The 23815-nt window shown below is 49.0% G+C and carries 31 protein-coding genes and 1 pseudogene; 31 read left to right on the plus strand and 1 reads right to left on the minus strand.

The window, feature by feature from the left end:
- Positions 1 to 5: 5 nt before the first annotated feature.
- Positions 6 to 1262 carry an ABC transporter permease gene (locus Q7S09_00825; GenBank protein ID MDO8557720.1) on the plus strand — a complete coding sequence of 419 codons (1257 nt, stop codon included), beginning with the start codon at positions 6 to 8 and terminating at the stop codon, positions 1260 to 1262.
- A 240-nt stretch (positions 1263 to 1502) separates the two neighbouring features.
- On the opposite strand, the gene Q7S09_00830 is transcribed toward Q7S09_00825, so the two are convergent.
- The gene (locus Q7S09_00830; protein ID MDO8557721.1) at positions 1503 to 1658 is read right to left on the minus strand and encodes a hypothetical protein; all 156 of its coding nucleotides are present in this window, start codon (positions 1656 to 1658) and stop codon (positions 1503 to 1505) included.
- A 119-nt stretch (positions 1659 to 1777) separates the two neighbouring features.
- Here Q7S09_00830 and Q7S09_00835 point away from each other — a divergent pair, with 119 nt between their 5' ends.
- From Q7S09_00835 to tpiA, 30 genes and pseudogenes are all read left to right on the plus strand, one after another.
- Entirely contained in the window at positions 1778 to 2773 is a 996-nt protein-coding gene (locus tag Q7S09_00835) for a M28 family peptidase (GenBank protein MDO8557722.1), read from the plus strand.
- Positions 2774 to 3080: 307 nt separating this feature from the next.
- Complete coding sequence (locus Q7S09_00840; protein MDO8557723.1) at positions 3081 to 3524, plus strand: hypothetical protein; 444 nt, start codon at positions 3081 to 3083, stop codon at positions 3522 to 3524.
- Between the two features lie 283 nt (positions 3525 to 3807).
- On the plus strand, positions 3808 to 5649 hold the full coding sequence (gene lepA / locus Q7S09_00845; protein MDO8557724.1) for a translation elongation factor 4: 1842 nt from the start codon (positions 3808 to 3810) through the stop codon (positions 5647 to 5649).
- Between the two features lie 112 nt (positions 5650 to 5761).
- Positions 5762 to 6382 (plus strand): hypothetical protein, encoded by a 621-nt coding sequence (locus Q7S09_00850; protein MDO8557725.1) that lies wholly within the window; start codon positions 5762 to 5764, stop codon positions 6380 to 6382.
- A 227-nt stretch (positions 6383 to 6609) separates the two neighbouring features.
- Positions 6610 to 7803 carry an elongation factor Tu gene (tuf, locus tag Q7S09_00855; GenBank protein MDO8557726.1) on the plus strand — a complete coding sequence of 398 codons (1194 nt, stop codon included), beginning with the start codon at positions 6610 to 6612 and terminating at the stop codon, positions 7801 to 7803.
- 110 nt (positions 7804 to 7913) lie between these two features.
- Positions 7914 to 8240, plus strand: coding sequence for a 30S ribosomal protein S10 (gene rpsJ / locus Q7S09_00860; GenBank protein ID MDO8557727.1), 327 nt, complete (start codon positions 7914 to 7916; stop codon positions 8238 to 8240).
- Positions 8241 to 8420: 180 nt separating this feature from the next.
- Positions 8421 to 9023 (plus strand): 50S ribosomal protein L3, encoded by a 603-nt coding sequence (rplC, locus tag Q7S09_00865; GenBank protein ID MDO8557728.1) that lies wholly within the window; start codon positions 8421 to 8423, stop codon positions 9021 to 9023.
- 72 nt (positions 9024 to 9095) lie between these two features.
- On the plus strand, positions 9096 to 9725 hold the full coding sequence (gene rplD / locus Q7S09_00870; GenBank protein ID MDO8557729.1) for a 50S ribosomal protein L4: 630 nt from the start codon (positions 9096 to 9098) through the stop codon (positions 9723 to 9725).
- Positions 9726 to 9729: 4 nt separating this feature from the next.
- Positions 9730 to 10146 (plus strand): 50S ribosomal protein L23, encoded by a 417-nt coding sequence (gene rplW, locus Q7S09_00875; GenBank protein MDO8557730.1) that lies wholly within the window; start codon positions 9730 to 9732, stop codon positions 10144 to 10146.
- A gap of 72 nt (positions 10147 to 10218) precedes the next feature.
- Positions 10219 to 11049, plus strand: a complete 831-nt coding sequence (gene rplB / locus Q7S09_00880) for a 50S ribosomal protein L2 (GenBank protein MDO8557731.1) — start codon at positions 10219 to 10221, stop codon at positions 11047 to 11049.
- Positions 11050 to 11127: 78 nt separating this feature from the next.
- Positions 11128 to 11469 carry a 30S ribosomal protein S19 gene (gene rpsS / locus Q7S09_00885; GenBank protein ID MDO8557732.1) on the plus strand — a complete coding sequence of 114 codons (342 nt, stop codon included), beginning with the start codon at positions 11128 to 11130 and terminating at the stop codon, positions 11467 to 11469.
- A 90-nt stretch (positions 11470 to 11559) separates the two neighbouring features.
- A pseudogene (rplV, locus tag Q7S09_00890) lies at positions 11560 to 11898 on the plus strand (50S ribosomal protein L22).
- Between the two features lie 227 nt (positions 11899 to 12125).
- Positions 12126 to 12779 (plus strand): 30S ribosomal protein S3, encoded by a 654-nt coding sequence (gene rpsC, locus Q7S09_00895; GenBank protein MDO8557733.1) that lies wholly within the window; start codon positions 12126 to 12128, stop codon positions 12777 to 12779.
- An 89-nt stretch (positions 12780 to 12868) separates the two neighbouring features.
- The gene (gene rplP, locus Q7S09_00900; protein ID MDO8557734.1) at positions 12869 to 13273 is read left to right on the plus strand and encodes a 50S ribosomal protein L16; all 405 of its coding nucleotides are present in this window, start codon (positions 12869 to 12871) and stop codon (positions 13271 to 13273) included.
- Positions 13274 to 13304: 31 nt separating this feature from the next.
- Positions 13305 to 13616, plus strand: a complete 312-nt coding sequence (gene rpsQ, locus Q7S09_00905; protein MDO8557735.1) for a 30S ribosomal protein S17 — start codon at positions 13305 to 13307, stop codon at positions 13614 to 13616.
- Positions 13617 to 13697: 81 nt separating this feature from the next.
- Positions 13698 to 14063 (plus strand): 50S ribosomal protein L14, encoded by a 366-nt coding sequence (gene rplN, locus Q7S09_00910; protein MDO8557736.1) that lies wholly within the window; start codon positions 13698 to 13700, stop codon positions 14061 to 14063.
- A 10-nt stretch (positions 14064 to 14073) separates the two neighbouring features.
- Positions 14074 to 14379: a 50S ribosomal protein L24 gene (gene rplX, locus Q7S09_00915; GenBank protein ID MDO8557737.1), complete on the plus strand. Its 306-nt coding sequence runs from the start codon at positions 14074 to 14076 to the stop codon at positions 14377 to 14379.
- Positions 14380 to 14452: 73 nt separating this feature from the next.
- The gene (gene rplE / locus Q7S09_00920) at positions 14453 to 15010 is read left to right on the plus strand and encodes a 50S ribosomal protein L5 (protein MDO8557738.1); all 558 of its coding nucleotides are present in this window, start codon (positions 14453 to 14455) and stop codon (positions 15008 to 15010) included.
- A 47-nt stretch (positions 15011 to 15057) separates the two neighbouring features.
- Positions 15058 to 15243, plus strand: coding sequence for a type Z 30S ribosomal protein S14 (locus Q7S09_00925; protein ID MDO8557739.1), 186 nt, complete (start codon positions 15058 to 15060; stop codon positions 15241 to 15243).
- Positions 15244 to 15322: 79 nt separating this feature from the next.
- Entirely contained in the window at positions 15323 to 15709 is a 387-nt protein-coding gene (gene rpsH, locus Q7S09_00930) for a 30S ribosomal protein S8 (protein MDO8557740.1), read from the plus strand.
- Positions 15710 to 15953: 244 nt separating this feature from the next.
- Positions 15954 to 16502, plus strand: coding sequence for a 50S ribosomal protein L6 (rplF, locus tag Q7S09_00935; protein MDO8557741.1), 549 nt, complete (start codon positions 15954 to 15956; stop codon positions 16500 to 16502).
- A 118-nt stretch (positions 16503 to 16620) separates the two neighbouring features.
- On the plus strand, positions 16621 to 16965 hold the full coding sequence (rplR, locus tag Q7S09_00940) for a 50S ribosomal protein L18 (protein ID MDO8557742.1): 345 nt from the start codon (positions 16621 to 16623) through the stop codon (positions 16963 to 16965).
- Positions 16966 to 17089: 124 nt separating this feature from the next.
- Positions 17090 to 17581 carry a 30S ribosomal protein S5 gene (locus Q7S09_00945; protein MDO8557743.1) on the plus strand — a complete coding sequence of 164 codons (492 nt, stop codon included), beginning with the start codon at positions 17090 to 17092 and terminating at the stop codon, positions 17579 to 17581.
- 48 nt (positions 17582 to 17629) lie between these two features.
- Entirely contained in the window at positions 17630 to 18064 is a 435-nt protein-coding gene (locus Q7S09_00950; protein ID MDO8557744.1) for an uL15 family ribosomal protein, read from the plus strand.
- Positions 18065 to 18114: 50 nt separating this feature from the next.
- On the plus strand, positions 18115 to 19386 hold the full coding sequence (gene secY, locus Q7S09_00955; protein ID MDO8557745.1) for a preprotein translocase subunit SecY: 1272 nt from the start codon (positions 18115 to 18117) through the stop codon (positions 19384 to 19386).
- 99 nt (positions 19387 to 19485) lie between these two features.
- Positions 19486 to 20130, plus strand: coding sequence for a nucleoside monophosphate kinase (locus tag Q7S09_00960; protein MDO8557746.1), 645 nt, complete (start codon positions 19486 to 19488; stop codon positions 20128 to 20130).
- A 72-nt stretch (positions 20131 to 20202) separates the two neighbouring features.
- Entirely contained in the window at positions 20203 to 20964 is a 762-nt protein-coding gene (gene map / locus Q7S09_00965) for a type I methionyl aminopeptidase (GenBank protein ID MDO8557747.1), read from the plus strand.
- 75 nt (positions 20965 to 21039) lie between these two features.
- Complete coding sequence (locus tag Q7S09_00970; protein ID MDO8557748.1) at positions 21040 to 21852, plus strand: glycosyltransferase family 2 protein; 813 nt, start codon at positions 21040 to 21042, stop codon at positions 21850 to 21852.
- A 76-nt stretch (positions 21853 to 21928) separates the two neighbouring features.
- Positions 21929 to 22972, plus strand: coding sequence for a DUF4921 family protein (locus Q7S09_00975; GenBank protein MDO8557749.1), 1044 nt, complete (start codon positions 21929 to 21931; stop codon positions 22970 to 22972).
- Between the two features lie 49 nt (positions 22973 to 23021).
- Positions 23022 to 23810 carry a triose-phosphate isomerase gene (gene tpiA / locus Q7S09_00980; protein ID MDO8557750.1) on the plus strand — a complete coding sequence of 263 codons (789 nt, stop codon included), beginning with the start codon at positions 23022 to 23024 and terminating at the stop codon, positions 23808 to 23810.
- Positions 23811 to 23815 lie beyond the last annotated feature (5 nt).

Here is a 23815-nt window from a genome sequence, read left to right on the forward strand (position 1 = left end):
GGTATATGTTGAAAGCGCTGAAACAATCTATAAAGGCCCTGAGGTCAAATTCCGTACGCACGGTACTCACAACGCTTGGCATCGTTATTGGTATTGCTACCGTCATTTTAGTGCTCTCGGCCGGGGCTGGTTTTCGAGGATTGGTGAATAACGAGATTGCTTCGCTTGGCACCAACACCCTGGTCATCGCAACAAAAGTTCCGCCTACTACCAAGAATCGGGCCTCGGCTTCGGGGCTTGGTCCGGGCAGCGGGAATTTTAATGAAACGGTGGCCGTCACTTCGTTCAAGTTGCGCGACCTTGACGACATAAAGCGTCTGCCAAATGTGGCAGACGCATACGGTATTGTTGTGGGGCAGGGAACGGCAAGTTACCGCAATAATAAAAAAAGCGCCATGTATATCGGCGCGGGCGCTTCCAGGTTCAACATCGATAAAGGGACTCTCGGCGAAGGCCGTTTTTATACCGATGGAGAGGACGTGGGAGCGGCGCAGGTAGCGGTGCTCGGTTCCTCCATGGCGAGAGAACTTTTTGGGCAAGATCTGCCTCTGGGGAAATATTTGCGCCTGGGTTCTCTTAATTTCCAGGTGATCGGCGTGTATAATTCGAGGGGCGGAGTTGGTCCGGGCAATGATGATGCCATATTCATTCCTCTCATAACCGCGCAAAAGAAGATGCTTGGCATTGACCATATTGCGCGGGCGGTGGTGGCAATGCAGGATACGGACCTGTCAGACGCTACGGCGGAGGACATCCGACTGGTATTGCGCCATAACCACGATATTACGGACACCGCAAAGGACGACTTTACGGTGGCAACGCAGGAGGACGTTCTGGCAACGCTCGGTACTGTTTTCAACGGCATCACCATCCTGCTCATTGCCATTGCGGCCATTTCCCTTGTCGTCGGCGGGGTCGGTATTATGAATATTATGTACGTGGTGGTAACGGAGCGCACGGCGGAGATCGGCCTCAAAAAAGCCATTGGAGCAAAGAACGGCGACATCTTGAACGAATTTCTTATTGAATCGGTTCTGGTGACGGTGCTGGGCGGCATTATCGGCATATTTCTGGGTGCGTTTCTTGCGTGGCTTGTTTCCGTTATTGCATCCGCCAATAATCTTACCTGGGCTTTTACCGTGCCCCTTTATGCCATCGGTATCGGCGTTGGAGTTTCGGCAACCATCGGTATAAGCTTCGGAGTGCTGCCCGCCAGAAGTGCCGCAAAACTTGATCCGGTAGAAGCGCTGCGGTACGAGTGATTTTCTTTTTGCCATAAGCGTTTGAATAGCAAAAAAAACGGCACCGCATAAGTGCCGCTCATTTTTTCCTTGTTGCCTAAAGGCTACGAGGACTTTTTTGTTCTTCTGAAGCCCAACAATCCCGGATATTTTTGAAGAAAAGCCTCAACCTTTTTCTTGGTGGTCTGGACAACGATGCGCCGCCCTCTTTCTCCACGCGACCGGTCGGGTTGCATACCATGTTCGACAACTCTGATGCCGTTATTCCGAAGCAATCCCTCGGCAGTTCCGGGCATCATTCTGGCGGTGTTCCAATAAGCCCCAAAGCGCAATCCAGTAGTTCTGGCCATCATCTCTCCCTTCAAGTAGTTTTTCTAGAATTTTCCTGTTCTCAAACAACAAGATAGTATAGAGCACACAGAGATTTTTGCAATAGAGCGATGGATTCATTTGACACGGACACCCCGATTCATATAAAATAAATATTCTCAAACGAGAAGAGTTCTTTAAGAATAATTTAATAGAAGGAGGGCTTTATGAGGGGTCGCGTCAGGGTTTTCCTGTTTTTGCTGTTATGTGTTCCGCAAGCCAGCCTTGCCTATGATAGTTGCGATGCCATCTTGTCCGAAGCAGACATCCGTTCCACCGTGGACATTCTTGCTCATCCGGCGCTTGCTGGCCGCGGAACTGGTCAGCGGGGGTTTTATGTTGCAGGACTCTTTCTTGCCCGGGAATTGCGCAATGCCGGATTTATGCCGTTGCCGAATAACACCGAAGGATATTTTCAAACGTTTAGAGCGTATACCGGAGCGAAGGCCGGCGGAGAAATATCACGAAATGTTATCGGCTATCTCCCGGGAAAAGTTTCTGGAGAATATGTTATTATCGGCGCCCACTACGACCACCTCGGTGAAGAAATGGGAACAACATATCTTGGTGCCGACGACAATGCATCCGGCACCTCAGGAGTCCTTGCAATTGCAAGACAGCTGGGTGCATGTGTCGGCTCCGGGAAAAAGCTTCGCAGAAGCGTCATCGTCGGATTTTGGGGAGCCGAGGAAATGGGCCTTGTCGGTTCGGAGTATTTTGTCGCAAGCAACATCGTGCCACTCAAAGAGATTGTCACGGTCTTTAATCTCGACATGGTGGGCCGCAACAACCCGCGACAACTTACAGCCATCGGAGCAGAACGTCCGATAGATTTTCCTCGCGCAAATCCGATACTCGAAAAACTTCTTCAGGAAGAGAACGCGAAGCTTGTTTTGCCTTTTGCCATCGGGTACGAGGACGGCGGCGTCGGATACTTCAACAGAACCGACAGCTACTCGTTCTTTGACGCCAGTTCTCCGAAAAACCGCCTTCCCGTTTTGACCCTTACTTCGCTCCTCCACAAGGACTACCACAGGCCGACGGATACTCCGGAAAAAATAGATGCCGGAAAGGTCCGGAACGTTGCACAACTTTTGTACCAAATCGTCGTGCGTCTTGCGACAAGCGCTCTTCGCCCGGCATATACGACGCAAACACATTAATGCGGGTGGAAAGCACAACATAGCCCTCGGTAACGCCGCGGGCTTTTTGATGTTTTGTCCACGCCAGGGCGGGGCTACGAAACGAAACCCCGCACGCAGTTTGCCAGATGTATTGGAACATACTTCTGCAAAGACAGAGAACTGCCTTTGTGCGCGAAGCGCGTGCGCCGAATAGGCGCATCCCGTTGCGCCCGCAGCGCTTCGCCTCACAATAAAATTGCAAACTGTCGTGCTGGGCTGTTGATTTTTTCCGCGCGACGTGCTTAATTAAAGCGAAGTTCTTTTCATTTCACCACGGAGGTGCGCCTTGCCCCATAAATACTGGAAGAAGGAAGACGAGAAGGCCGTAAAACTCGCAAGATCTTATCCGGAGCTCTGTACGGTTGCAAAACGCGTTCTTGGGAGAATCGGGGAAGACGTTTGTTTCGTATGCGGACCCATCACCACGGGCGGCGCCGGATCCGTAAAGAAAAATATCGTTGTATTGAAGCGGCGCATTACACTTCTTCGCAAAGAAGGCAAAAACGTTTTTGATCAGATGGCGTTTGAAAAAGCGCTTTGGCGTATAGAAAAGCTGGTGAGGGGCTCGGAAAAAGACCTTCTCAATGGATTTTATCGGCCTCTGTTTGAGCTGGGAAAGATCAAAACATTTTATTTCGTTTTCGGATGGGAGACCTCATACGGGGCGCAGTGGGAATATAACCAGGCACGGCGCCTGGGCATCCGGACGGTTTTTCTTGGGAAATTATAGACACGCCGGAAATCACCCTTCTTTAGGAGGGGATTTTTTATTGTTTCGTCTGCCGAATGGCAGCAACGAAACAATAACCCAGTTCCAATTTTGCCTTTCATTTCTTGCTATACCGCGAATAAAGATTTGCATTTTTTAACACCCGCGAAACGCGGGCGCCGAATAGGCGCATCCCATCATGCGCGAAGCGCTTCGCCAATGTTCTGCCACGCAAAATTGGTGCTCGGGTATTTTTTAAGGCAATTTCCAAAACAACTTCTCCCTGCTACACTGGGGTCGTGCTATGGACAAGCGATTCATAAGAAATTTTGTCATTATTGCGCACATAGATCACGGCAAGTCGACCCTTGCCGATCGGTTTTTGGAATTGACCGGAACGGTGGAGACGCGGAAGATGCATGCGCAGTATCTGGACACCATGGATATTGAGCAGGAACGAGGCATCACTATTAAGATGCAGCCGGTACGGATGCAATACGTCTTGGACGGGGATCCGTACACGCTCGATCTTATAGATACGCCCGGGCATGTGGATTTCACCTACGAAGTATCCCGTTCGCTTGCGGCGGTGGAGGGAGCCGTTCTACTTGTGGATGCAACGAAAGGCATTCAGGCCCAGACTCTCGCGAATCTGAGGCTTGCGCAAAAAGAAGGGCTTGTCGTTGTTCCTGCTATAAACAAAATAGACCTTCCCAATGCCGATCCTGAAAAAGTAAGCGAGGAGCTCACGGCGCTGCTTGGTATTGAAGCGTCCGCTATATCCCATATTTCCGCAAAGGACGGCATAGGCGTCAAAGAACTCCTTTCGCGCGTGATCAAGGAAGTTCCTTCGCCAAAAACCGAAACGCAAAAAGTCGCGCGTATACGCGCTCTTGTGTTCGATTCATCTTACGATACATATAAGGGCGCACTTGCGTATGTTCGTGTGGTGAATGGCCGGGTGAGAAGAGGAGATGCTATTTCCTTTTTTGCGACGGGTGCTTTGTGCGAAGTATTGGAAGTGGGATATTTCAAGCCCCATATGCTTGTGACAGAGGCGATTGAAGAGGGAGAGATAGGCTATATTGCTACCGGCTTGAAAGATGTAAGCAAATGCCGCGTCGGAGATACCATCACAAACAATGCCCAACTTTCGATTTCCTCTTCGAATCGGGGACCGGGGGAAAATTTTCAAACACATATTGAGCCATTGCCGGGCTATGCCGAACCTCGGCCCATGGTATTCGCAAGTTTTTATCCCACGGAAGGAGACGACTTTGACATGCTTAGGGATGCGCTTTCCAAGCTTAAGCTGAACGACGCAGCCATTACTTTCGAGCCGGAAACATCGGAGGCGCTGGGCAGAGGATTCCGTTGCGGGTTTTTGGGAATGCTGCACCTGGAAATAGCCAAGGAGCGCCTGCGGAGAGAATTTGATATTGATCTGGTGGTCACCACGCCGTCGGTGCTTTATAAAGTAACGTGCAATGACGAAAAAGTCCTGGACATCGCCGCCGCAGGGTTTTTGCCGGACCCCGCGCTTGTCAAAGAAATCCATGAGCCGTGGGTTGAGCTCGATATTGTCACTCCCCTCTCATTCATGGGCAACATCATGGAGCTTGTAAAAGCATTCCGCGCAATCTACAAAGAAACGGAGTATTTGAGTAAAGACCATCTCGTATTGCACTACGAGGCTCCGCTCGCCGAGATCATCACGAATTTTTACGATCGCCTTAAATCGGTTTCGAGCGGATATGCTTCCATGAATTATAACCTCTCCGGATACCGCCAGGGAGATTTGATAAAGCTCGACATTCTGGTTGCGGGAGAGAGCGTGGAGGCTTTCTCGCATATTGCGCCAAGACAATCTGCTGAAAATCGGGGAAGACGCATCGTAGAGCGCCTAAAGGAACTCATTCCCCAGCAGCTTTTTGCCGTGTCATTGCAGGCGGCGATAGGCGGAAAGGTCATTGCGCGCGAGACGATTTCGGCCATGCGTAAAGATGTGACGGGGTATCTCTACGGAGGAGACTATACGCGCAAGCGCAAGCTCTTAGAGAAACAGAAGAAGGGCAAGAAAAAAATGAAGGCCATTGGTCGTGTGAACATCCCCTCAAACGTATTTTTGGAGATGCTGAAAGAGTGAAGGGTGAGGTGGACAGTTTTTTTGTTTTCATGATACACTGTACAATTCCAGCATAGTTGCCAGTTTTTGTGGCTGTGTCTGGGAAGATTTTTGAAAAAGAAGGGGGGGTCCTATGAAGAAACTTTATTGGCACTTCAGTTTTTTCGGCATAGCGGCCTTAATTTTTGGCGGCATTGCCACCGCAGAAACCTGGAAGAGCACATATCTCGCCGTTACGATGATCGGCACCGGCACGTTGCTCTTTATCGCGGTCTGCTACAAGGACGATCCTGGCTACCACAAAATGCTTGCAGTCTACGACGAAAAGGGGATATTCCTGGGTTTTGAAAATGGCCCCGTCTGGCTCGGATTGTCCCATAGGCGACGCGTAGTTCCGATAGTCACCGGCGCATTTCTTAGCTCCGGATTTAAGTATGTGACCGAGAACCCCCGCATCACGCAGTTCCGGTACAATGTCAAGGTGGTTCCGAAAGATCTCTCTGAAAAGACAGCTCGACTTCTGGAGGCTCGCTTCGGAGTGGATTTTCCCGAAGCACTCATGGAAAGGCATATCGAACAATGCCTCTTCGAGCTCAACAGCGATTTCACGAAAGAAGAGTACCAGCGCTTCAGGAAACCCCATGTAGAAGCGGAAGAGTTGGCGTTCCAGAATTTCATGCAAGGGAGGCTCGACCCCATACTTGCGGAAGTGGGATTACGGATTGCCGATGCCAGATTTTCCATTTCTTTTTAATTAAGCTCATTGGGGGAGATCTCGTCTCCCCTATTTTAATATACAGAATCCATAAGACCGGAGGCTTATTGACACCGCTTCTTTTATGTATATAATTAGATAGTAATTGTGAGGTATTTATAAATATTGGCATATTTTAGGCAAAAACAGTAAACAAATAACAAAAAGCAAATAACAAGATCATCCCGCTATTTGCTATCTGCTATTTGCTATTTACTGAAATCGTTATGGCTGAAAAATTCGATCGTTCAAAGCCCCATGTTAACGTTGGCACCATTGGCCATGTTGACCATGGGAAAACCACTCTTACCGCCGCGATTCTTCACGTTCTCAACATGAAGGGATTTGTGAAAAAAGTTGAGGGAGTGAATGACATCGACAATGCTCCCGAAGAGCGCGCCCGCGGTATTACCATTGCACTGCATCACTCCGAATATGAATCCGAAAAACGCCACTACGCTCACATTGACGCACCGGGACACGCAGATTATATCAAAAACATGATAACCGGGGCCGCTCAAATGGACGGCGCAACGTTGGTCGTTGCGGCAACCGACGGTCCTATGCCGCAAACACGAGAACACATTCTGCTTGCGCGTCAGGTCGGCGTGCCGTCACTGGTGGTATTTCTTAATAAAGTGGACATGGTCGAGGACCCCGAGCTCATTGATCTTGTGGAGGCGGAAGTTCGTGAACTTCTTACAAAGTATCAATTTCCTGGCGACAAAACCCCGATTATTCGTGGTTCCGCGCTCAAGGCCCTTGAAGCAAAGTCCGTTGACGATCCGGCGGCAAAACCAATCTTGGATCTTATCGCGGCTCTGGACGCCTTTGTGCCGGATCCGGTGCGCGATATCGAAAAGCCGTTTTTGATGCCCGTTGAGGACATCTTCTCTATTGAGGGCCGGGGCACCGTTGTAACTGGCAGGATTGAGCGCGGGAAGGTCAAGTTGAATGATGAAATTGAGATCATCGGGCTCCGTCCGACCTCAAAAACCGTGGTTACGGGCATTGAAATGTTCAACAAATCCCTTGATGAAGGCATGGCCGGTGATAATGCGGGCATTTTATTGCGCGGCACGAAAAAAGAAGAAATAGAGCGCGGGCAGGTTTTGGCAAAGCCGGGTTCGGTCACGCCGCATACCGAGTTTGACGCAGAAGTATACGTGCTTTCGAAAGAAGAGGGAGGCCGTCACACCCCGTTCTTTAAGGGCTACAAACCGCAGTTTTACATTCGCACCACCGACGTTACGGGAGAGGTATTTTTGCCGGAAGGGACGGAGATGGTCATGCCGGGAGACACCGTTAACATCAAGGTGGCGCTTATGTACCCGGTCGCACTTGAAGAAAAACAACGGTTTGCTATTCGAGAAGGCGGAAAAACGGTGGGCGCGGGTGTCGTGACGAAGATTAACAAATAAAAAACGATATTTTTTGAGTACACGATTAAGAAAAACAAGGCAGTTAAGTTGGTTTTGTAGTTCTTTGCAACATGGGCACCGCTCAAACAAAAATAAAGAATGACGATACGATGAAAGCCGAGGAAGAGCAAAAGTCTCGCCTACGCATACGTATTCGGGCCTATGACAACAAGATCATCGACCAATGCGCAAAGCAGATCATGGAGACCGCAGAGCGCGTGGGCGCGGAAGTTTCCGGACCGGTTCCTCTGCCTACCGAAATCCGTAAATACACGGTAAACCGGGCAACTTTCAAATACAAAGACGCAAGGGAACAGTACGAAATGCGGGCCCACAAGCGCCTGATTGACATCTTGAATCCGAATCCCAAGGTCATTGACGCGCTCACCAATCTGAATTTGCCAGCCGGCGTTGATATCGAGATAAAAATGACTTAAGGGGGATTTGAATGCGCAGCAGCGACGGAGAATATACGAAAAATAACGAATAGTTTTTAGCGGGCAATGTTCGGTGGACAAACTCTAATGAGGAAGTCCGGTTCACAACCTATTTAATGTTCTAAAGACTCGTCTTGCGGGAATTGTTTACCGGGCGATGTCCGGTTTTTTTTATTGCTTATGAAATGTTTACTTGCTCAGAAACTTGGCATGTCGCAGATCTATACGGACGCTGGCATCGTTATGCCCGTCACCGTTGTTTCTGTTGCGCCGAATACGGTCATACGGGTCCGTTCAAACGATGCACGCGGCTATGATGCGGTGCAAGTTGGCGCGGGATCCAGAAAAAAACTCACAAAACCGATGGCCGGGCAATTTAAAGAACTCGGAAAATTTAAATGGGTGAAGGAATTCAGAACAAGGGCAGGAGATCTGAAGCGTGGCGACATTATAGGTATTTCGGTATTTACCGAGGGAGACGTAGTGGATGTTACCTCGACGAGCAAGGGGAAGGGGTTTGCGGGCGTGGTGAAGCGGCATCATTTTCGCGGAGGACCGGCGTCGCACGGCCATCCACACAATCACCGCGCTCCGGGATCCATCGGATGCCGTTTTCCGCAACATGTGCACAAAGGAAAGCGCATGGCGGGTCACATGGGCTTTGAAACCGTGACGGTAAAAAATCTAAAAGTGGTGCGGATCAATGAGGAACAGGGTCTTATGGCTATAAAGGGAGCGATACCGGGAAGCAGGGGGACGCTGGTGAAGATCATGGGAAGATGAATTATGCTTAATTACGGATTACGCATTACGAATTAATTCGCAATACGCAATTCGCAATTGAGTGATTCAGCAATGCAGGCAAAACTCTACAACCAAGACGGAAAAGAAGCCGGGACAACCGAATTGCCCGATGCGATATTTAATGTTCCGCAAAACTCCGCACTGGTAAAGCAGGTTGTCGAGGTGGAGCGGGCTAATAGACGAAAACCCCTTGCCCACACCAAGGTACGCAGCGAGGTGCGCGGCGGAGGCAAAAAACCGTGGAAGCAGAAGGGCACGGGAAGGGCGCGTCATGGCTCAATTCGTTCGCCGCTGTGGAAGGGAGGCGGAACAACTTTCGGGCCGCGGAACGAGACAGTTTTTAAAAAGCACATCAATAAAAAAATGAGACGAAAGGCTCTTTTTATTGTACTTTCGGCAAAAGTAAAGGACGGGGAATGCGTTTTTATTGATCGGATACAGCTCAACGAGTCCAAGACAAAGGCGTTTTCTAAAATCATAAAAAATTTTAAAGAAACATTGGGCAGGTCGCTTGCATTTGTAAGTTCGGGTGATGCCGTGCTTGAACGGGCCGCGCGCAATATTGAAAAACTTTCCGTATACCAAGCCTCTCAGCTCAATGCGCTCGATTTGTTACAAAAGAAGTTTCTCTTTATACCGAAGTCAGCAATCGAAGTTATTGAAAAAACTTTTTTGAAATAATCCCATGTCCATCGTACAAACTTTAAAAAAGAAAATTGTTCGCAAGGAAACCGGGAAAGAAGAAGCTCCTTCCTCCGCTTCCGCGACCCCGGGCCATATGAACGAAGCGGATCGGATAGGAGAGTCCGTCCAAGAAAAGAAGGGGCAAGCCACGGCCGTTTTAAGAAAGCCGCGTGTCACGGAAAAAACTGCGGAGCTTGGCATCGAGCGCATCTATACGTTCGACGTAGATCCTAAGGCTTCAAAACATGAAGTGCGCCTGGCAGTGGAAAAAATGTACGGCGTCAATGCCGTAAGCGTGCGCACCATTACCGTGCATCGCAAAAAACGGACGCGTGGGAAACTTGAGGGATGGAAGAAGGGATATAAAAAGGCACTGGTGAAAATAAAAGAAGGACAAACAATAGAGATTTCAAGCTGATTAGCTTATTAGCTTCTTAGGGAATTCAAAAAAAAGTCCTAAAAAGCTAAAAAGCTAAAAAGCTAAAAAGCTGTGAAGTATTTCAAACCAATAACGCCAGGACAACGGCAAAAAACCACAGTAGACTACAGCGCTCTGACGCCGCGGACAAAGCCCGAAAAATCTTTGCTCGCGCCCTACGCAAAAAAAAGCGGGCATGGAGCTCTTGGCCGCATTACGGTCCGCCATAGAGGCGGGGGGCACAAGCGTAGGTACCGGATTATCGATTTCAAAGGCGATAAATTTGACGTGCCGGCCACAATTTCTTCAATAGAATACGATCCGAATCGCTCGGCCTTTATCGCATTGCTTTCATATAAAGACGGAGAGAAGCGGTATATTCTTGCGCCAAAAGATGTCGGAGTGGGAAACGTCGTACTCGCCTCTAAGAATCGCTTGCCGGCAGAACCGGGCAACCGCATGCCGTTGAAGTTTCTACCCGTAGGGACCTTTGTGCATAACGTGGAGCTGTTTCCTGGGCGTGGCGGGGCGGCAGTGCGTTCGGCCGGCTCATATGCGGAAGTGCTTGCACAAGAAGGACGATTCACGAATCTTAAGCTTCCCTCAATCGAAGTACGAAAATTTTTTTCCGAGTGCCTTGCGACCATAGGACAGCTTTCTAACTCCGAACATAATTTGGAAAATCTTGGCAAGGCCGGGCGTGCACGATGGAAAGGAATCCGTCCCCAGGTGCGAGGGAGCGCGATGAATCCGGTTGATCATCCGCATGGCGGAGGCGAGGGCAGGCAGCCCATCGGGCTTCCCGGTCCGAAGACCCCCTGGGGGAAACCGGCGCTTGGCGTGAGAACAAGAGACAGAAAAAAACAAAGTTCAAAGTATATTGTGTCGAGAAGAAGGAAATAAATTATTCAGTTAACGCATTTGCGCGTTAACGGGTTCCGTAAAAACTCGTTAACTCGTTAACTCGTTAACTCGTTAACGGTGTCACGAAGTCTTAAAAAGGGCCCGTATATTGAACCAAAATTGCTTAAAAAACTAGGCAGGGTTCGTATTGGCGACAAGGTAGTGATAAAGACGTGGTCGCGCGCCTCCACAATCTCCCCCGAGATGGTCGGCTTTACCATCGGCGTACATAACGGCAAGATTCATATTCCGATATTCATTACCGAGGAGATGGTAGGTCATCGACTTGGCGAATTTTCTTCAACGCGCAAGTTTGTTCGTCACGGCGGACGCATGCAAAAAGAACAAGAACTGAAAGCCAAGGAAGCCGAGCAGGAATCCGAAAAGGCAGCAAAAACAGCGGCCACAGAGAAGAAATAAAGATCAGCTTATAGGTTATAGCTGCTAACTTGTAGGGATGAAGAAAGAACGAGTTAAGCTCAAAAAGCTATAAGCTCTAAGTCATAAGGTATGTCAGCGATTGTTGCAAAACTTAATCATTTTAGAATGAGTCCGCGCAAGGTTCGGCTGGTTGCGGATCTCGTGCGCGGCAAGGATGTGGACGATGCAGAGGCTCAACTGGAACATATGCGGAAGCACGCCGCCCTGGCAATAAAAAAACTGTTACGATCCGCCATTGCCAACGCTGAGCACAATTTTCAAAAAACTCGATCCGCACTTTTCATCCAGACGCTTACGGTAGATGGCGGGCCGACGCTAAAACGTTTTCGCGCACGGGCATTCGGGAGAGCTGCGGACATCCATAAGCGGACAAGCCACATAACGCTTGTGCTTGGAGAACGTAGCGAGGCGCTAAGGAAGAAACGTTTTGTTCTGCCTGAAGCAAAAAAATCAAAAGAAGCGACAACTCTTGAAGATCTTAGTCAAGAGAAAAAGAAACCGGAAACAGGCTTCTCCCCAAAGGAACTACGGAAAGAACCGCGGGGCGGGATTCAAAAAAAAGTCGCCGACATGGGCAGAAAATTTTTTAGAAGAAAAAGTGTGTGACAAGTAAATCGGGCTGAAGCCACTCTTATATGGGACATAAAATTCATCCAATATCATTCCGTTTGGGATACATCGAACCGTGGCGATCGCGGTGGCTCAACCGAAACCGCAAAAGCTTTAGGGCGTCTTTGGAACAAGACGTGAAGATTCGTCGCTATTTGGAAAAAAAGTTTCGCGGGGCAGCGGTAGACGTAATTGAAATTGAGCGCACTCCGAACTTGGCCACGATCATCATTAAAACAGCGCGCCCCGGCATTGTCATAGGAAGGGGCGGAGGCGGAATTGAAGATTTGCAAAAACAGCTAGCCCACATCGTTGGAGTAGAAGATAAAGGAAAAATAAAAGTTCAGGTCGAAGAGGTTAGAAGTGCCGAATCGTCTGCGCGCATTATGGCAGAGACCATCGCCGAGCAGCTTGAAAAGCGCATGCAGCATCGACGGATCATGAAACAAGCCATTGAAAAGATTATGGCAAACAAAAAGGAGGTGGAGGGGGTCAAAATCAGGCTCGCCGGACGCATCGGAGGAGCCGAGATCTCGCGTGCCGAATGGCTTGCAAAGGGGCGATTACCGCTGCACACTCTGCGTGCAAGAATTGATTTTGCAACGAGCGAGGCTCACACCACCTATGGCGTTATCGGCGTGAAAGTATGGATATACAAAGGACAGGTATTTCAGAAATAGGTTATAGCTGATAGGTTTTAGCTTGTAGAGTTTTGAGGGATGCGCATACCCTCACTCGAAGCTATAAGCTATAAGCTATAAGCTATAACATGTTATCTCCGAAGAAAGTAAAACATCGAAAATGGCAAAAGGGTCGCACGCGAGGAATCTCTTCGCGGGGAACCGTCTTGGCGTTTGGGGTATTTGGGCTTAAAGCGAATGGATCGAAATGGATCACCGCGCGTCAAATAGAAGCGGCCCGTCGGGCAATGACGCGTTTTGTCCAGCGCGGGGGCAAGATATGGATTCGGGTGTTTCCGGATAAACCGGTTACAAAAAAGGGGACGGAGGTGCCCATGGGAGGCGGCAAGGGCGGCGTGGACCACTACGTTGTTCCCGTTCTTCCCGGAAGAATTCTTTTCGAAATTGATGGTGTTAGCGAGACGCTGGCCAGGGAAGCCATGCGGCTTGCGGCACACAAACTTCCGATACGCACGCTTTTCGTAAAAAAATGATTGATCTCTATTTAGGATTTAAAGTAAGCCCATGAGCGACAAACACACCAAAAAACACAAAATATTCCGCGGCGTTGTGGTTTCGGATAAGATGCAAAAAACGATAGTGGTGCGAGTAGACCGCATTAAGGAACATCCGAAATATGAACGCAGATATCGTGTATCGAAGAGATATAAAGCCCATGATGAAAAGGGGGAGTTTCGCACCGGAGATATCGTGCTTATTGAAGAGGTGCGCCCTTTGTCGCGAGACAAAAGGTGGCGTGCCGTGAAGAAAATAGGAGAAAATAGAACGGAAGTCCTCGAAGCAAATCCCAAAGACGATCCGAGTAACTCTGAATAACAAGACTTGTAGCCTCTTAACTTCTTAGCTTCTTGGGCGGATTCCTAAAAAGCTGAAAGTTAAAAGCTGGAAGTTGTTTGAATGATCCAGGCCGGCACATGGTTAAACGTTGCAGACAACACGGGAGCGCGGCTCGTGAAGTGTTTTAAGGTTTATGGAGGAACGCGCCGAAGATATGCGGGCCTGGGTGACATTATTATGGCCTCCATAAAGGAGGCAGAGCCCCGTAAGGCGGTAAAGAAAAAAGACGTAGTGAAGGGTGTTATTGTGCGCACGAAAGCCGCAACCAGGCGCTCCGATGGTTCTTATGTTCGATTTGATGACAATGCTATGGTGATCCTGGATGGCAAGGAGCCAAAGGGCGGAAGAATATTTGGTCCGGTTGCCCGGGAGCTTCGCGAAAAGGGGTTCATGAAAATAATTTCATTAGCACCCGAGGTGGTGTAGTAATGCACGTATGCGAATCAAAAAAGGAGACACTATAAAAATGATTTCGGGAAAAGACCGGGGGAGAACGGGAAAGGTTTTACGTACCGATCCTCACAAGGAACGCGTTGCGATCGAAGGACTGAATATGATAAAAAAACATCTCCGACCGCGCAAACAGGGAGAGAAGGGACAGATAGCGACCATACCGTCCCTGGTACACGTTTCAAAAGTGATTATTATTTGCTCGAAGTGCGGGAAAGAGACCCGCATCGGATACGGCGGAACAGAGGGAAGAAAGCACCGAATCTGTAAAAAATGCGGCAGCGAGATTTGATAGGGGGCCGATGGCCTATAAGAACAAGAAAACAAGCAAAAATCTTTTTCTATAAGCTCTATACCATAAGTCCATGATGTCATTATTCGAAAAATATAAAAAACAAGTTGTGCCGGCGATGCAAGAAAAGCTCGGTCTGAGAAACGCTTTGGCGCTTCCCGCCATTGAAAAAGTTACAGTGAATTCGGGAATAGGAAAATTTCTTAAAGATCCAAAAATCCTCGATGACATTGAACGAGATCTTACCCGCATTATTGGGCAAAAACCCATGCGCACAAAAACAAAAAAAGCCATAGCTTCATTCAAGACGAGACAGGGCATGGAAATTGGTTTTAAGGCCACGCTCCGCGGACGACGCATGTGGGATTTTCTGGAGCGCCTTATCGGAATTGCGCTTCCCAGAACCCGAGATTTTCGAGGAATTCCGGATACCTCTTTTGACAAGGACGGCAATCTTTCCATCGGCATTCGGGAACATATCGTATTTCCGGAAACTTCAGGGGATGACGTGAAGACTATTTTTGGCTTCCAGGCGGTTTTGACCACCAAGGTCCACAAAAAAGAGGATGGCGTCTTGCTGCTCAAATTGTTAGGATTTCCCATAACAAGCATTAAAAATACAAAATCCTAAATATTCGGAATATAACCACCCGCATTCGTTAGTTTTAATTTGAGGGTATGGCAAAAAAATCCCAAATTGCACGAGCAAAAAAGAAACCGAAGTTCTCTACGCGAATCGTGCGCAGATGTTTCCGTTGCGGACGGCGGCGGGGATATTTGAGGGATTTTAACTTGTGCAGAATCTGTTTCAGGGAGCTGGCGCGCAAAGGCGAGGTTCCGGGTATACGGAAATCTTCCTGGTAGCCGGTGAGAACAATCTAATTATTTTCTTCTTTCAATTCCGTTTTCATCAGTTCATAAGGAGACTCTAACATTTATTTTTATGGACCCCATCGCAGATCTACTGACGTGCATTCGAAATGCAAATGCAGTAGGAAATCCCGTAGCAGTTATTCCGTTTTCAAAATTATCGTTCGCCATCGCGGAAGTTTTGGCGCACAAGAAATGGATTGACGGCGTGACAAAGCCGGGGAAGAAGGCAAAAAAGACCCTCGAGATTGCGCTCAAATATTCCGGCAAGACTCCCGCCATAACCGGTGTTCGCAGAATTTCCAAGCTCGGAAAACGCGTATATAAAGGATGGAAAACGCTACGTCCAGTACGCCAAGGATATGGGATGGCGCTTATTTCAACTCCACAGGGACTTCTTACCGACACGGAGGCAAGAAAATTAAAAGTAGGAGGAGAGGTATTATTAGAAATCTGGTAAGGGCTTTGTCTGCGTTTCGGAGCGCCTTTGTCGCGAACGAAACGCAGGAACAAAACCTTACCCCCTCACTCATCCCGGCAAGACATTCTCGATGTATGTAGCTGGAAAGGCGAAGCCGCCTTCGGCTCTCGGCCCTATATATCGAAAAGCTCTCGTAAGGATGAGTGAGGGGGTGCTCACTGTTGTAGCTAAAAATCATTCGCTCAACATTGGGTCTCGCTCATAATTTTTAGACAACATTGGCATGTCAAGAATCGGAAAACAACCCATTAAGATCCCCGCCGACATTAACGTTGAAATTCTGGGCAACGTTGTTAAAGTTATGGGCTCCAAGGGAACGCTCAAACGCCTTTTGCATGACGAAATTCACGCCGAGTTTCGGGATCACATGTTGTATGTTACGCCCAGCTTCCAGACAAAACGCACTGCGGCGCTCTGGGGCTTGGAACGGGCACTTTTAGCCAATATTGTTCATGGTGTTGCGAATGGATATGAAAAGCGGTTAGAGCTGGAGGGGGTCGGATATCGCGTGCAATTGGTCAACGATAAAGAGCTTGCGCTTGCGCTCGGCTTTTCTCATCCCGTGACGGTTATTGCGCCGGAAGGCATTACCTTTAAGACAGAAAAAAATGTCATTATCGTCTCCGGGATAGATAAGGCGCTTGTGGGGCAAGTTGCCGCAAACATTCGAGCAAAGAAACCCCCAGAACCCTATAAGGGCAAGGGCATACATTATATGGGAGAAGTTATTAGGAGAAAGGCCGGCAAAAAAGCCACTGCGGCAGCTAAATAAAGCCTTTAGCCGATTAGCCCACTAGTTTCCTAGGAATAATAACCTAGTTGATCTAATAGGCTCATAGGCTAGTAAGCTAAACACCTTGAGGAAGAATCGTGCAAAACACAATATACTCATGCGTACGCGCAGGCATGGGCGCATTCGCGGCAAAATACAGGGGACCGCGGATCGGCCAAGGCTCTCCGTGTTCCGTTCCGCAAAACATCTCGCCCTTCAACTTATAGATGATGAGGCTCAAAGAACGATTGTTGGGATTACCGACGAGAAGAAAACTAAAAAAATAAACAAGGGCTCTGGGGCGGCAAAAGTTGAAAAGGCGAGGGCGGCCGGCAAAGTGCTGGCGGAAAAGGCTTTGGCAAAGGGGATTAAAAAAGTGGTATTTGATAGAGGCGGTTATGCGTATCATGGAAGGGTTCGGGCGGTTGCGGAGGGCGCAAGAGAAGGAGGACTTCAGTTTTGAAAATCAAAAGTCAAAAATCAAAAGTCAAAAATCAAAATTAAGGAGCGAAAGTTTCTCTTGCAAGAAAAACTTTCACGATATTCCCAAGTTTTGCATTTTGAGTTTTGCATTTTGAATTTGTAAAATGGCCAGACAACAACATCGGCAAGAAAAACAAAAAGGCGAGTTTGAACAAAAAACACTCGAAGTCAGCCGCGTGACACGCGTCGTTGAAGGCGGAAAGCGTTTTTCTTTTCGCGCTGCGCTGGTTATCGGCGATCTCAGGGGGCGCGTAGCTTTGGGTGTCGCAAAGGGCGCCGACGTCTCGCTTGCCATTGAGAAGGCGGCATTCCGCGCGAAGAAAGATCTTTTTTCCGTTCCGCTCACGAAGGAGGGGTCTATTTCTCATGAGGTGCGTGCGAAATACGGCAGCGCCAAGGTCTTGTTAAAGCCGGCGGCAGAGGGCCGCGGTATTGTGGCTGGTGGCGCCATGCGCACGGTATGCGCGCTTTCGGGAATTCGACATGTAACCGGGAAAATACTTAATTCTACAAACAAGATAAACATTGCGCGGGCCACCATTGCGGCGCTCAGACAACTTAGACCGTCAAAAGAGCAAACAACAAAAAACAAATAACAGGCTTCAGCCGCTTGCTATTTGCCATCTGCTGTTTGCTATCCGTTAATGCAGCTGCATAATCTTTCGGGAAAGAAAAACAAAAAAAAGCGAGTTGGTCGCGGCGGGAAACGCGGTACATATTCGGGTCGTGGCGGCAAGGGGCAGACCGCGCGAGCGGGGCATCGGATACGGCCGGCAATTCGAGATTATCTCAAGCAGATTCCCAAGCGTCGCGGGCGGCACAAACATGGTTTTATAAGCGTTCAACGCAAGCCGGCAATAGTGTCCCTTAGAGATATCGAGAAGGTTTTCACGGTCGGCGAAACGGTGAGTCCAAAGACTCTTACGCAAAAGAGCCTGGTATTTCCTTTTGGTTCGATAATGCCGAAAGTCAAAATTCTTGACGGAGGAAAGCTTGGCAAAAGCCTTGTTGTGCGAGGTTGTGCGGTGTCGGCAAGCGCAAGAAAGGCCATAGAGGCAGTTGGCGGCAAAGTTCTCTAGTATTAAGAATTTGTATGTTAAAATAGGCTGGCATATCAGCGACCGCTCTCATGGAAAAGATTCTTCAACTTTTTAGAGCAAAAGATCTGCGCGACAAACTGCTATACATCGCGGCGCTTCTTACGGTATTCCGGATTGCTTCGGCGATTCCCGTTCCCGGAGTTGACATAGCCCGCCTTAAGCGTTTTTTCGAGGATAATCAGGTTTTTGGGCTTTTCAATTTATTTTCTGGGGGCGCGCTTTCAAACTTTTCATTGGTCATGCTTGGGGTCGGTCCGTATATTACCGCCTCCATCATTATGCAGCTCCTTACCATGATTTTTCCGAAACTGAAAGAAATGTATCAGGAAGGAGGAGAAATGGGGCGTCAAAAATTTAATCAGTATTCCCGCCTGCTTACGGTTCCCCTTGCGGTCTTGCAGGCTTACGGCACCATCACACTTCTGCAGAATCAGCAGGTGGTGGTCCCACTCCAGCCGCTCACGCTTGTTACCACGATATGCACCATAGCAGCCGGAAGCCTTCTTTTGATGTGGCTTGGCGAGCTTATTTCGGAAAAGGGCATGGGGAACGGCGTCTCTCTTATTATTTTTGCGGGCATCGTGGCGGGCATTCCCTCGTCAATTCAACAAACGCTTCTTTCGGGGAATGCGGGTTCAAACATTCCCCTCTATGTTGTTCTTGCGGTCGTTACCGTAGTGGTTATTGCGGCGGTTGCGTTTATAACCGAAGCGGAACGGCTCATACCCGTTACCTATGCAAAACGAGTGCGGGGCATGAAAATGTTCGGCGGCGCCTCTACATACTTGCCGCTACGCATAAACCAGGCCGGTGTCATACCCATTATTTTCGCGCTTTCCATTATGCTGTTCCCCGGCATGATCGCAAGCTTTTTTTCGCAATCTTCTGTTCCCTGGATCGCAAGCGTCGCACACTTTATGGCGGGGCTTTTCACCGATCAGAAGATATACGGAATAGTTTATTTTCTGCTTATTATACTCTTCACATATTTCTATACCGCAGTGACGTTCGAACCCCACCAGATAGCAGAGAATGTGCAGAAACAGGGGGGGTTCATTCCCGGCATCCGCCCGGGGAAGCCAACAGCGGATTATTTTGCGTATATCATCAACCGCGTCACGCTTGCCGGAGCGGTGTTTTTGGGTATTATTGCGATTCTACCCTTTATACTACAGGCCGCAACCGGGCTTTCCGCGCTCACCATAGGCGGCACCGCAGTGCTTATCGTGGTCTCCGTGGTTTTGGAGAGCATGAAGGCGGTGAAAGCACAGCTTACGATGCGGCAATACGAGTCATTCTAAAGGCTTATAGCTTTTGGCCCATAGCTCATAGGTTTCATGCGGCTACCACGATTCTTCCTGTCGGCTATTAATCATTAGTTATCGGTGATCAGTTTGGATATGCCGTTAACCGTTATTTTTCTCGGGAAGGCCGGAGCGGGCAAAGGAACCCAGGGGCACCTGCTCGAGCAAAAAATTAAGATGAAAGTCGTCGGCACCGGAGACCTACTCCGAGCGTTTACGGCTCTTGATATACCTGCGGCGCGGCGTATTGAAAAAGAGGTCTTGCTTGCGGGCAAACTTGCGCCTTCATGGTTTGTGAGCTACTTATGGATGCACGAGGTGCTTCATGCCGAACCCAAAGAAAGCATTCTTTTTGACGGCAGTCCGCGCATGCTCCCTGAGGCGCTCCTTATAGACGATGTGCTTGATTGGAATGGCCGCATACCCCCCAAAGTCTTTCTATTGGACATTAGCGACGAAGAGGCAACGCGGCGGCTGCTTTCGCGAAAAATGTGCGAAATGTGTAAAAAGATCTATCAGGGAGATTCTGCCGAGGTTGTATCTGGGGTGTGTCCGTGCGGTGGAAAACTTGTAAAACGTCGTGATGATGTTCCGAAGGCCATCCAGAGCCGCCTGGCGTATTTCAAGACGGATGTTGTGCCGGTGATTGAACATTATCAAAAAAAAGAATGGCTCATCCGTATCAATGGCGAACAGTCGCCAGAGAAGGTGCACGAAGACATTCTTAAGCATCTTGGTTAGTCGGTTAACGAATTTGCGAGTTAACGCGTTATTTTAACCCGTCAACCCGTCAACCCGTCAACCCGTTAATGGGTGTTTCAGCCCAAATCTCCACAGGAAATAGCGATAATGGCACGCGGCGGAGCGATACTCGCAAAAACATTCCGAAGGCTACGGCACGCGGCATATACGGGAATCACCACAAAAGAACTTGACGAGCTTGCGCGCAAGCTCGTTTTGTCATACGGCGCAAAGCCCGCGTTTCTCGGCTACGCATCGGGCGCTTCAGGTAAGAAATTCCCAGCATCTCTCTGCGTCTCGGTTGGCGATGAAGTTGTGCATGGTATTCCCGGAACTCGCTTCTTGAAAGATGGTGATATCGCGGGACTTGATCTGGGCGTACTGTACAATGGTTTTTATACGGATTCTGCGATTACGATAGGCATTGGCGCCATTTCAAAGAAAGCCCAGCGACTCATTGAGGTAACGGAGCGGGCGTTATATCTTGGCATTGACATGGCCCGCCTTGGCAATACTACTGGAGATATTGGGCAGGCGGTGCAGTCCTATGTGGAGGCACAGGGATTTTCCGTTGTGCGGGATCTTGTGGGGCATGGCATAGGGAGGGAGCTTCACGAAGAACCTCAAGTCCCGAATTATGGGAAAGTGGACCGCGGTATAAAACTTGAAGAAGGCATGGTGGTCGCCATTGAACCCATGGTGACCGAGGGCAGTTGGCAGGTTGTGCTTTCTCCGGACGGCTGGACGTATAAAACCGCGGACGGCTCTCTCTCGGCGCATTTTGAACACACCGTAGCAATCACCAAAAAAGGCCCGAGAATTCTTACGAAGTAATCCCTCGTCAAGTGCGAGGGATTTTTGTATAATAAATAAACACCCTACGATTTAGACATTAAATATTCTCTGCCTATGCCCACCATCCCCTTTCTCTCCATTGTTATTCCCGCCTACAATGAGGAAAAGCGCATTGCCAATACGCTTCTTATTGTGGATAAGTACGTAAACTCCAAGCGGTTTAAGGACATTCTGCGCTCGGAAGGATACGTTCGGGACGGTGAAGGATATGAGATCGTCGTGGTGTCTGATGGCGCAAAAGACAATACCGTTAGCATCGCGACAAAATTCACCACACTTATTCGCAATCTGCGACTCATAGCTAATAAGGAGAACCACGGAAAAGGATACGTGGTGCGACAGGGAATGATGGAGGCAAAAGGATTGTATCGCCTTTTTACAGATGCGGATAATGCAACGCCGATCGAAGAAGTTGAAAAACTGCTTCCGTATCTCAAAGGAGTTAAGTGGAGCGTTGGCACGAGCAAGGATTTTTCTCAATACGACGTTTCCATCGGCTCAATAGGCCTCAAGGAAAGCTCCGTAGGGAAAGCAGAGCCCCTGCTTCGCGTGGTGCTGGGAAAGATGGCAAATTTTCTCATCCAGGTTGTTGCGGTATGGGGTATTCATGACACGCAGCGCGGATTTAAGCTGTTCACGGCGCAAGCCGCGAAAGACATTTTTCCACGTCTTCGCATTGACCGATGGGCATTCGACATTGAAGCACTCGCTCTTGCGCGAAAACTCAACTATCGCATTAAAGAAGTGCCGGTGCGATGGTTCCACGATCCGGACAGCAAGGTTACGGCAAGCGCCTACATAAAGACACTTTTTGAACTTTTCCGGATAAAGTGGCTTCTTATCACGAACGCACATATAAAAAAATAATTTTCAATGAATCAATTTTCAAAGCGTCCTCCAAAATTTTTATTTGAAAATTAAAAATTGAAAATTAAGAATTGTCTTGAAAGGTCCAGCGGTAAAAAAAGCACCCGGGACACTGGGGAGCAGTCGGTCTTCAGAGTTAAGGCAAGACCTTGTTTCTTTGGATTGGGTGACCATCGCCACGGGACGAGCAAGGCGTCCACACGCTTTTGCCGCGACAAAGGAGTTTGTTCATGATGACATTACGACGTGCCCTTTTGAAGACTTGGAGAGATCGGGCAACGAGAAGCCGGCATTGGTGTATCGCGACAAGCGGCGCGACTGGTCGCTTGCCGTTGTCCCGAATAAATATCCGGCCTTCACTAATGGCAGAACCGGATGCCCGCCGGTATTTCCCGTTGGGCCGCATCAGGTTATGGAAGGCATCGGGTTTCACGAGGTTTTTGTATTGCGCGACCACCTCAAACAACCGGCGGAACTTCCCGTAACGAAAGTTCGCGAGCTGCTGCACGCTTACATGGAACGGTACCGCGCTCTTAAGGGCGAAGGATGCGTGCGGTATATCTCAATATTCCATAATCACGGGAAAGATGCCGGCGCCTCACTGACTCATCCTCATTCACAGCTTATCGCCATTCCCGTTATTCCTCCCGATGTACACAGAAGTCTTGAGGGGTCGGAACGATACTATTTGGGAGAGCGCAAATGCATACATTGCGTGATGCTTGAATACGAACGAAAAGAAAAAAAGCGCGTCGTGTTTGAAAACGACTGCATGATGGTTATAGCCCCCTATGCTTCACATTCGGCATTCGAGATGCGCATATTTCCCAAAGCCCATCATCCGCACTTTGAGGCAATGAGCGGACAAGAGGAGCAGTGTGCGGCAGAGGCGCTTAAAGTGACCCTTTGGAAGCTTTTCCGGGGCCTCAAAAATCCCTCCTACAATTACTTTGTACACACGGCCCCCCCGGCGACAGAACACGGCTCCGACCACTATCACTGGCATATCGAGATCGTTCCGAAGTCCCAGATTTGGGCCGGATTTGAGATTGGTACCGGTATTGAAATTTCTGCTATTTCCCCGGAGGATGCCGCGACATTTCTTCGCTCTGTTAAATAATGGGTTGAGTATTTTCCGGAGATCTTCCACAGTGTGCCCGCCCCCGTGTATGAAAAAAAAACTTATTGTAGCAAACTGGAAGGCGTACCTCGCGTCACAGAAAGAAGTCAAAGAGTACGTTTCGGTGTTCTCCAGAAATTTCGGAAAGTCCGGCGCTAAAAACGCCGCAGACGTTGTTTTTTGTCCCCCGTTCTTATATCTTGCGGCATTCCGGTCGGCGCACATAGGGGGTGTTGCCGTGGGCGCTCAAGATGTATTTTGGGAGGAGCGGGGTCCTTATACGGGAGAGGCGACAACGAGCATGCTTAAAGATGCGGGCGCCTCCTATGTTATCATTGGCCACTCGGAGCGGCGGAGATATCTTGGGGAAAACGACGAAATGGTAAGTAAAAAATTGCGTGGGGCGCTTGAAGCGAAGATCAATGTAATACTATGTATTGGAGAGTGGACAAAAGCCTCCGACGATGTAGGCGAGAAAAAAACACTAGACTTTATCAAAAACCAGCTACACTGCGCTCTTGCGGGCGTTTCCAGGACCCTCCTAAAACGGATGGTGGTGGTGTACGAACCCGTGTGGGCCATTAGCGGGAACTCTGGCATTGCCGACACGCCCGAGAATGCTTCGCGCATGATCATGTTTATCAGACGCATTATTGCGAAGCTCTACGATGGGCATACCGCAAGATCTTTAGCCGTTCTTTATGGGGGGAGTGTATCTTCGCAAAATGCGGCCGGATTTATCCGTCAGGACACTATTGACGGAGTTTTGGTTGGCAGCGCAAGCGCGAATCCAAATGAATTTTTGAAAATTATAGCGGAAGCAACTCGTAAAACATAGTTTGT

This window comes from bacterium, assembly GCA_030649025.1.
Classification (GTDB): Bacteria; Patescibacteriota; Minisyncoccia; order JAUYLV01; family JAUYLV01; genus JAUSGO01.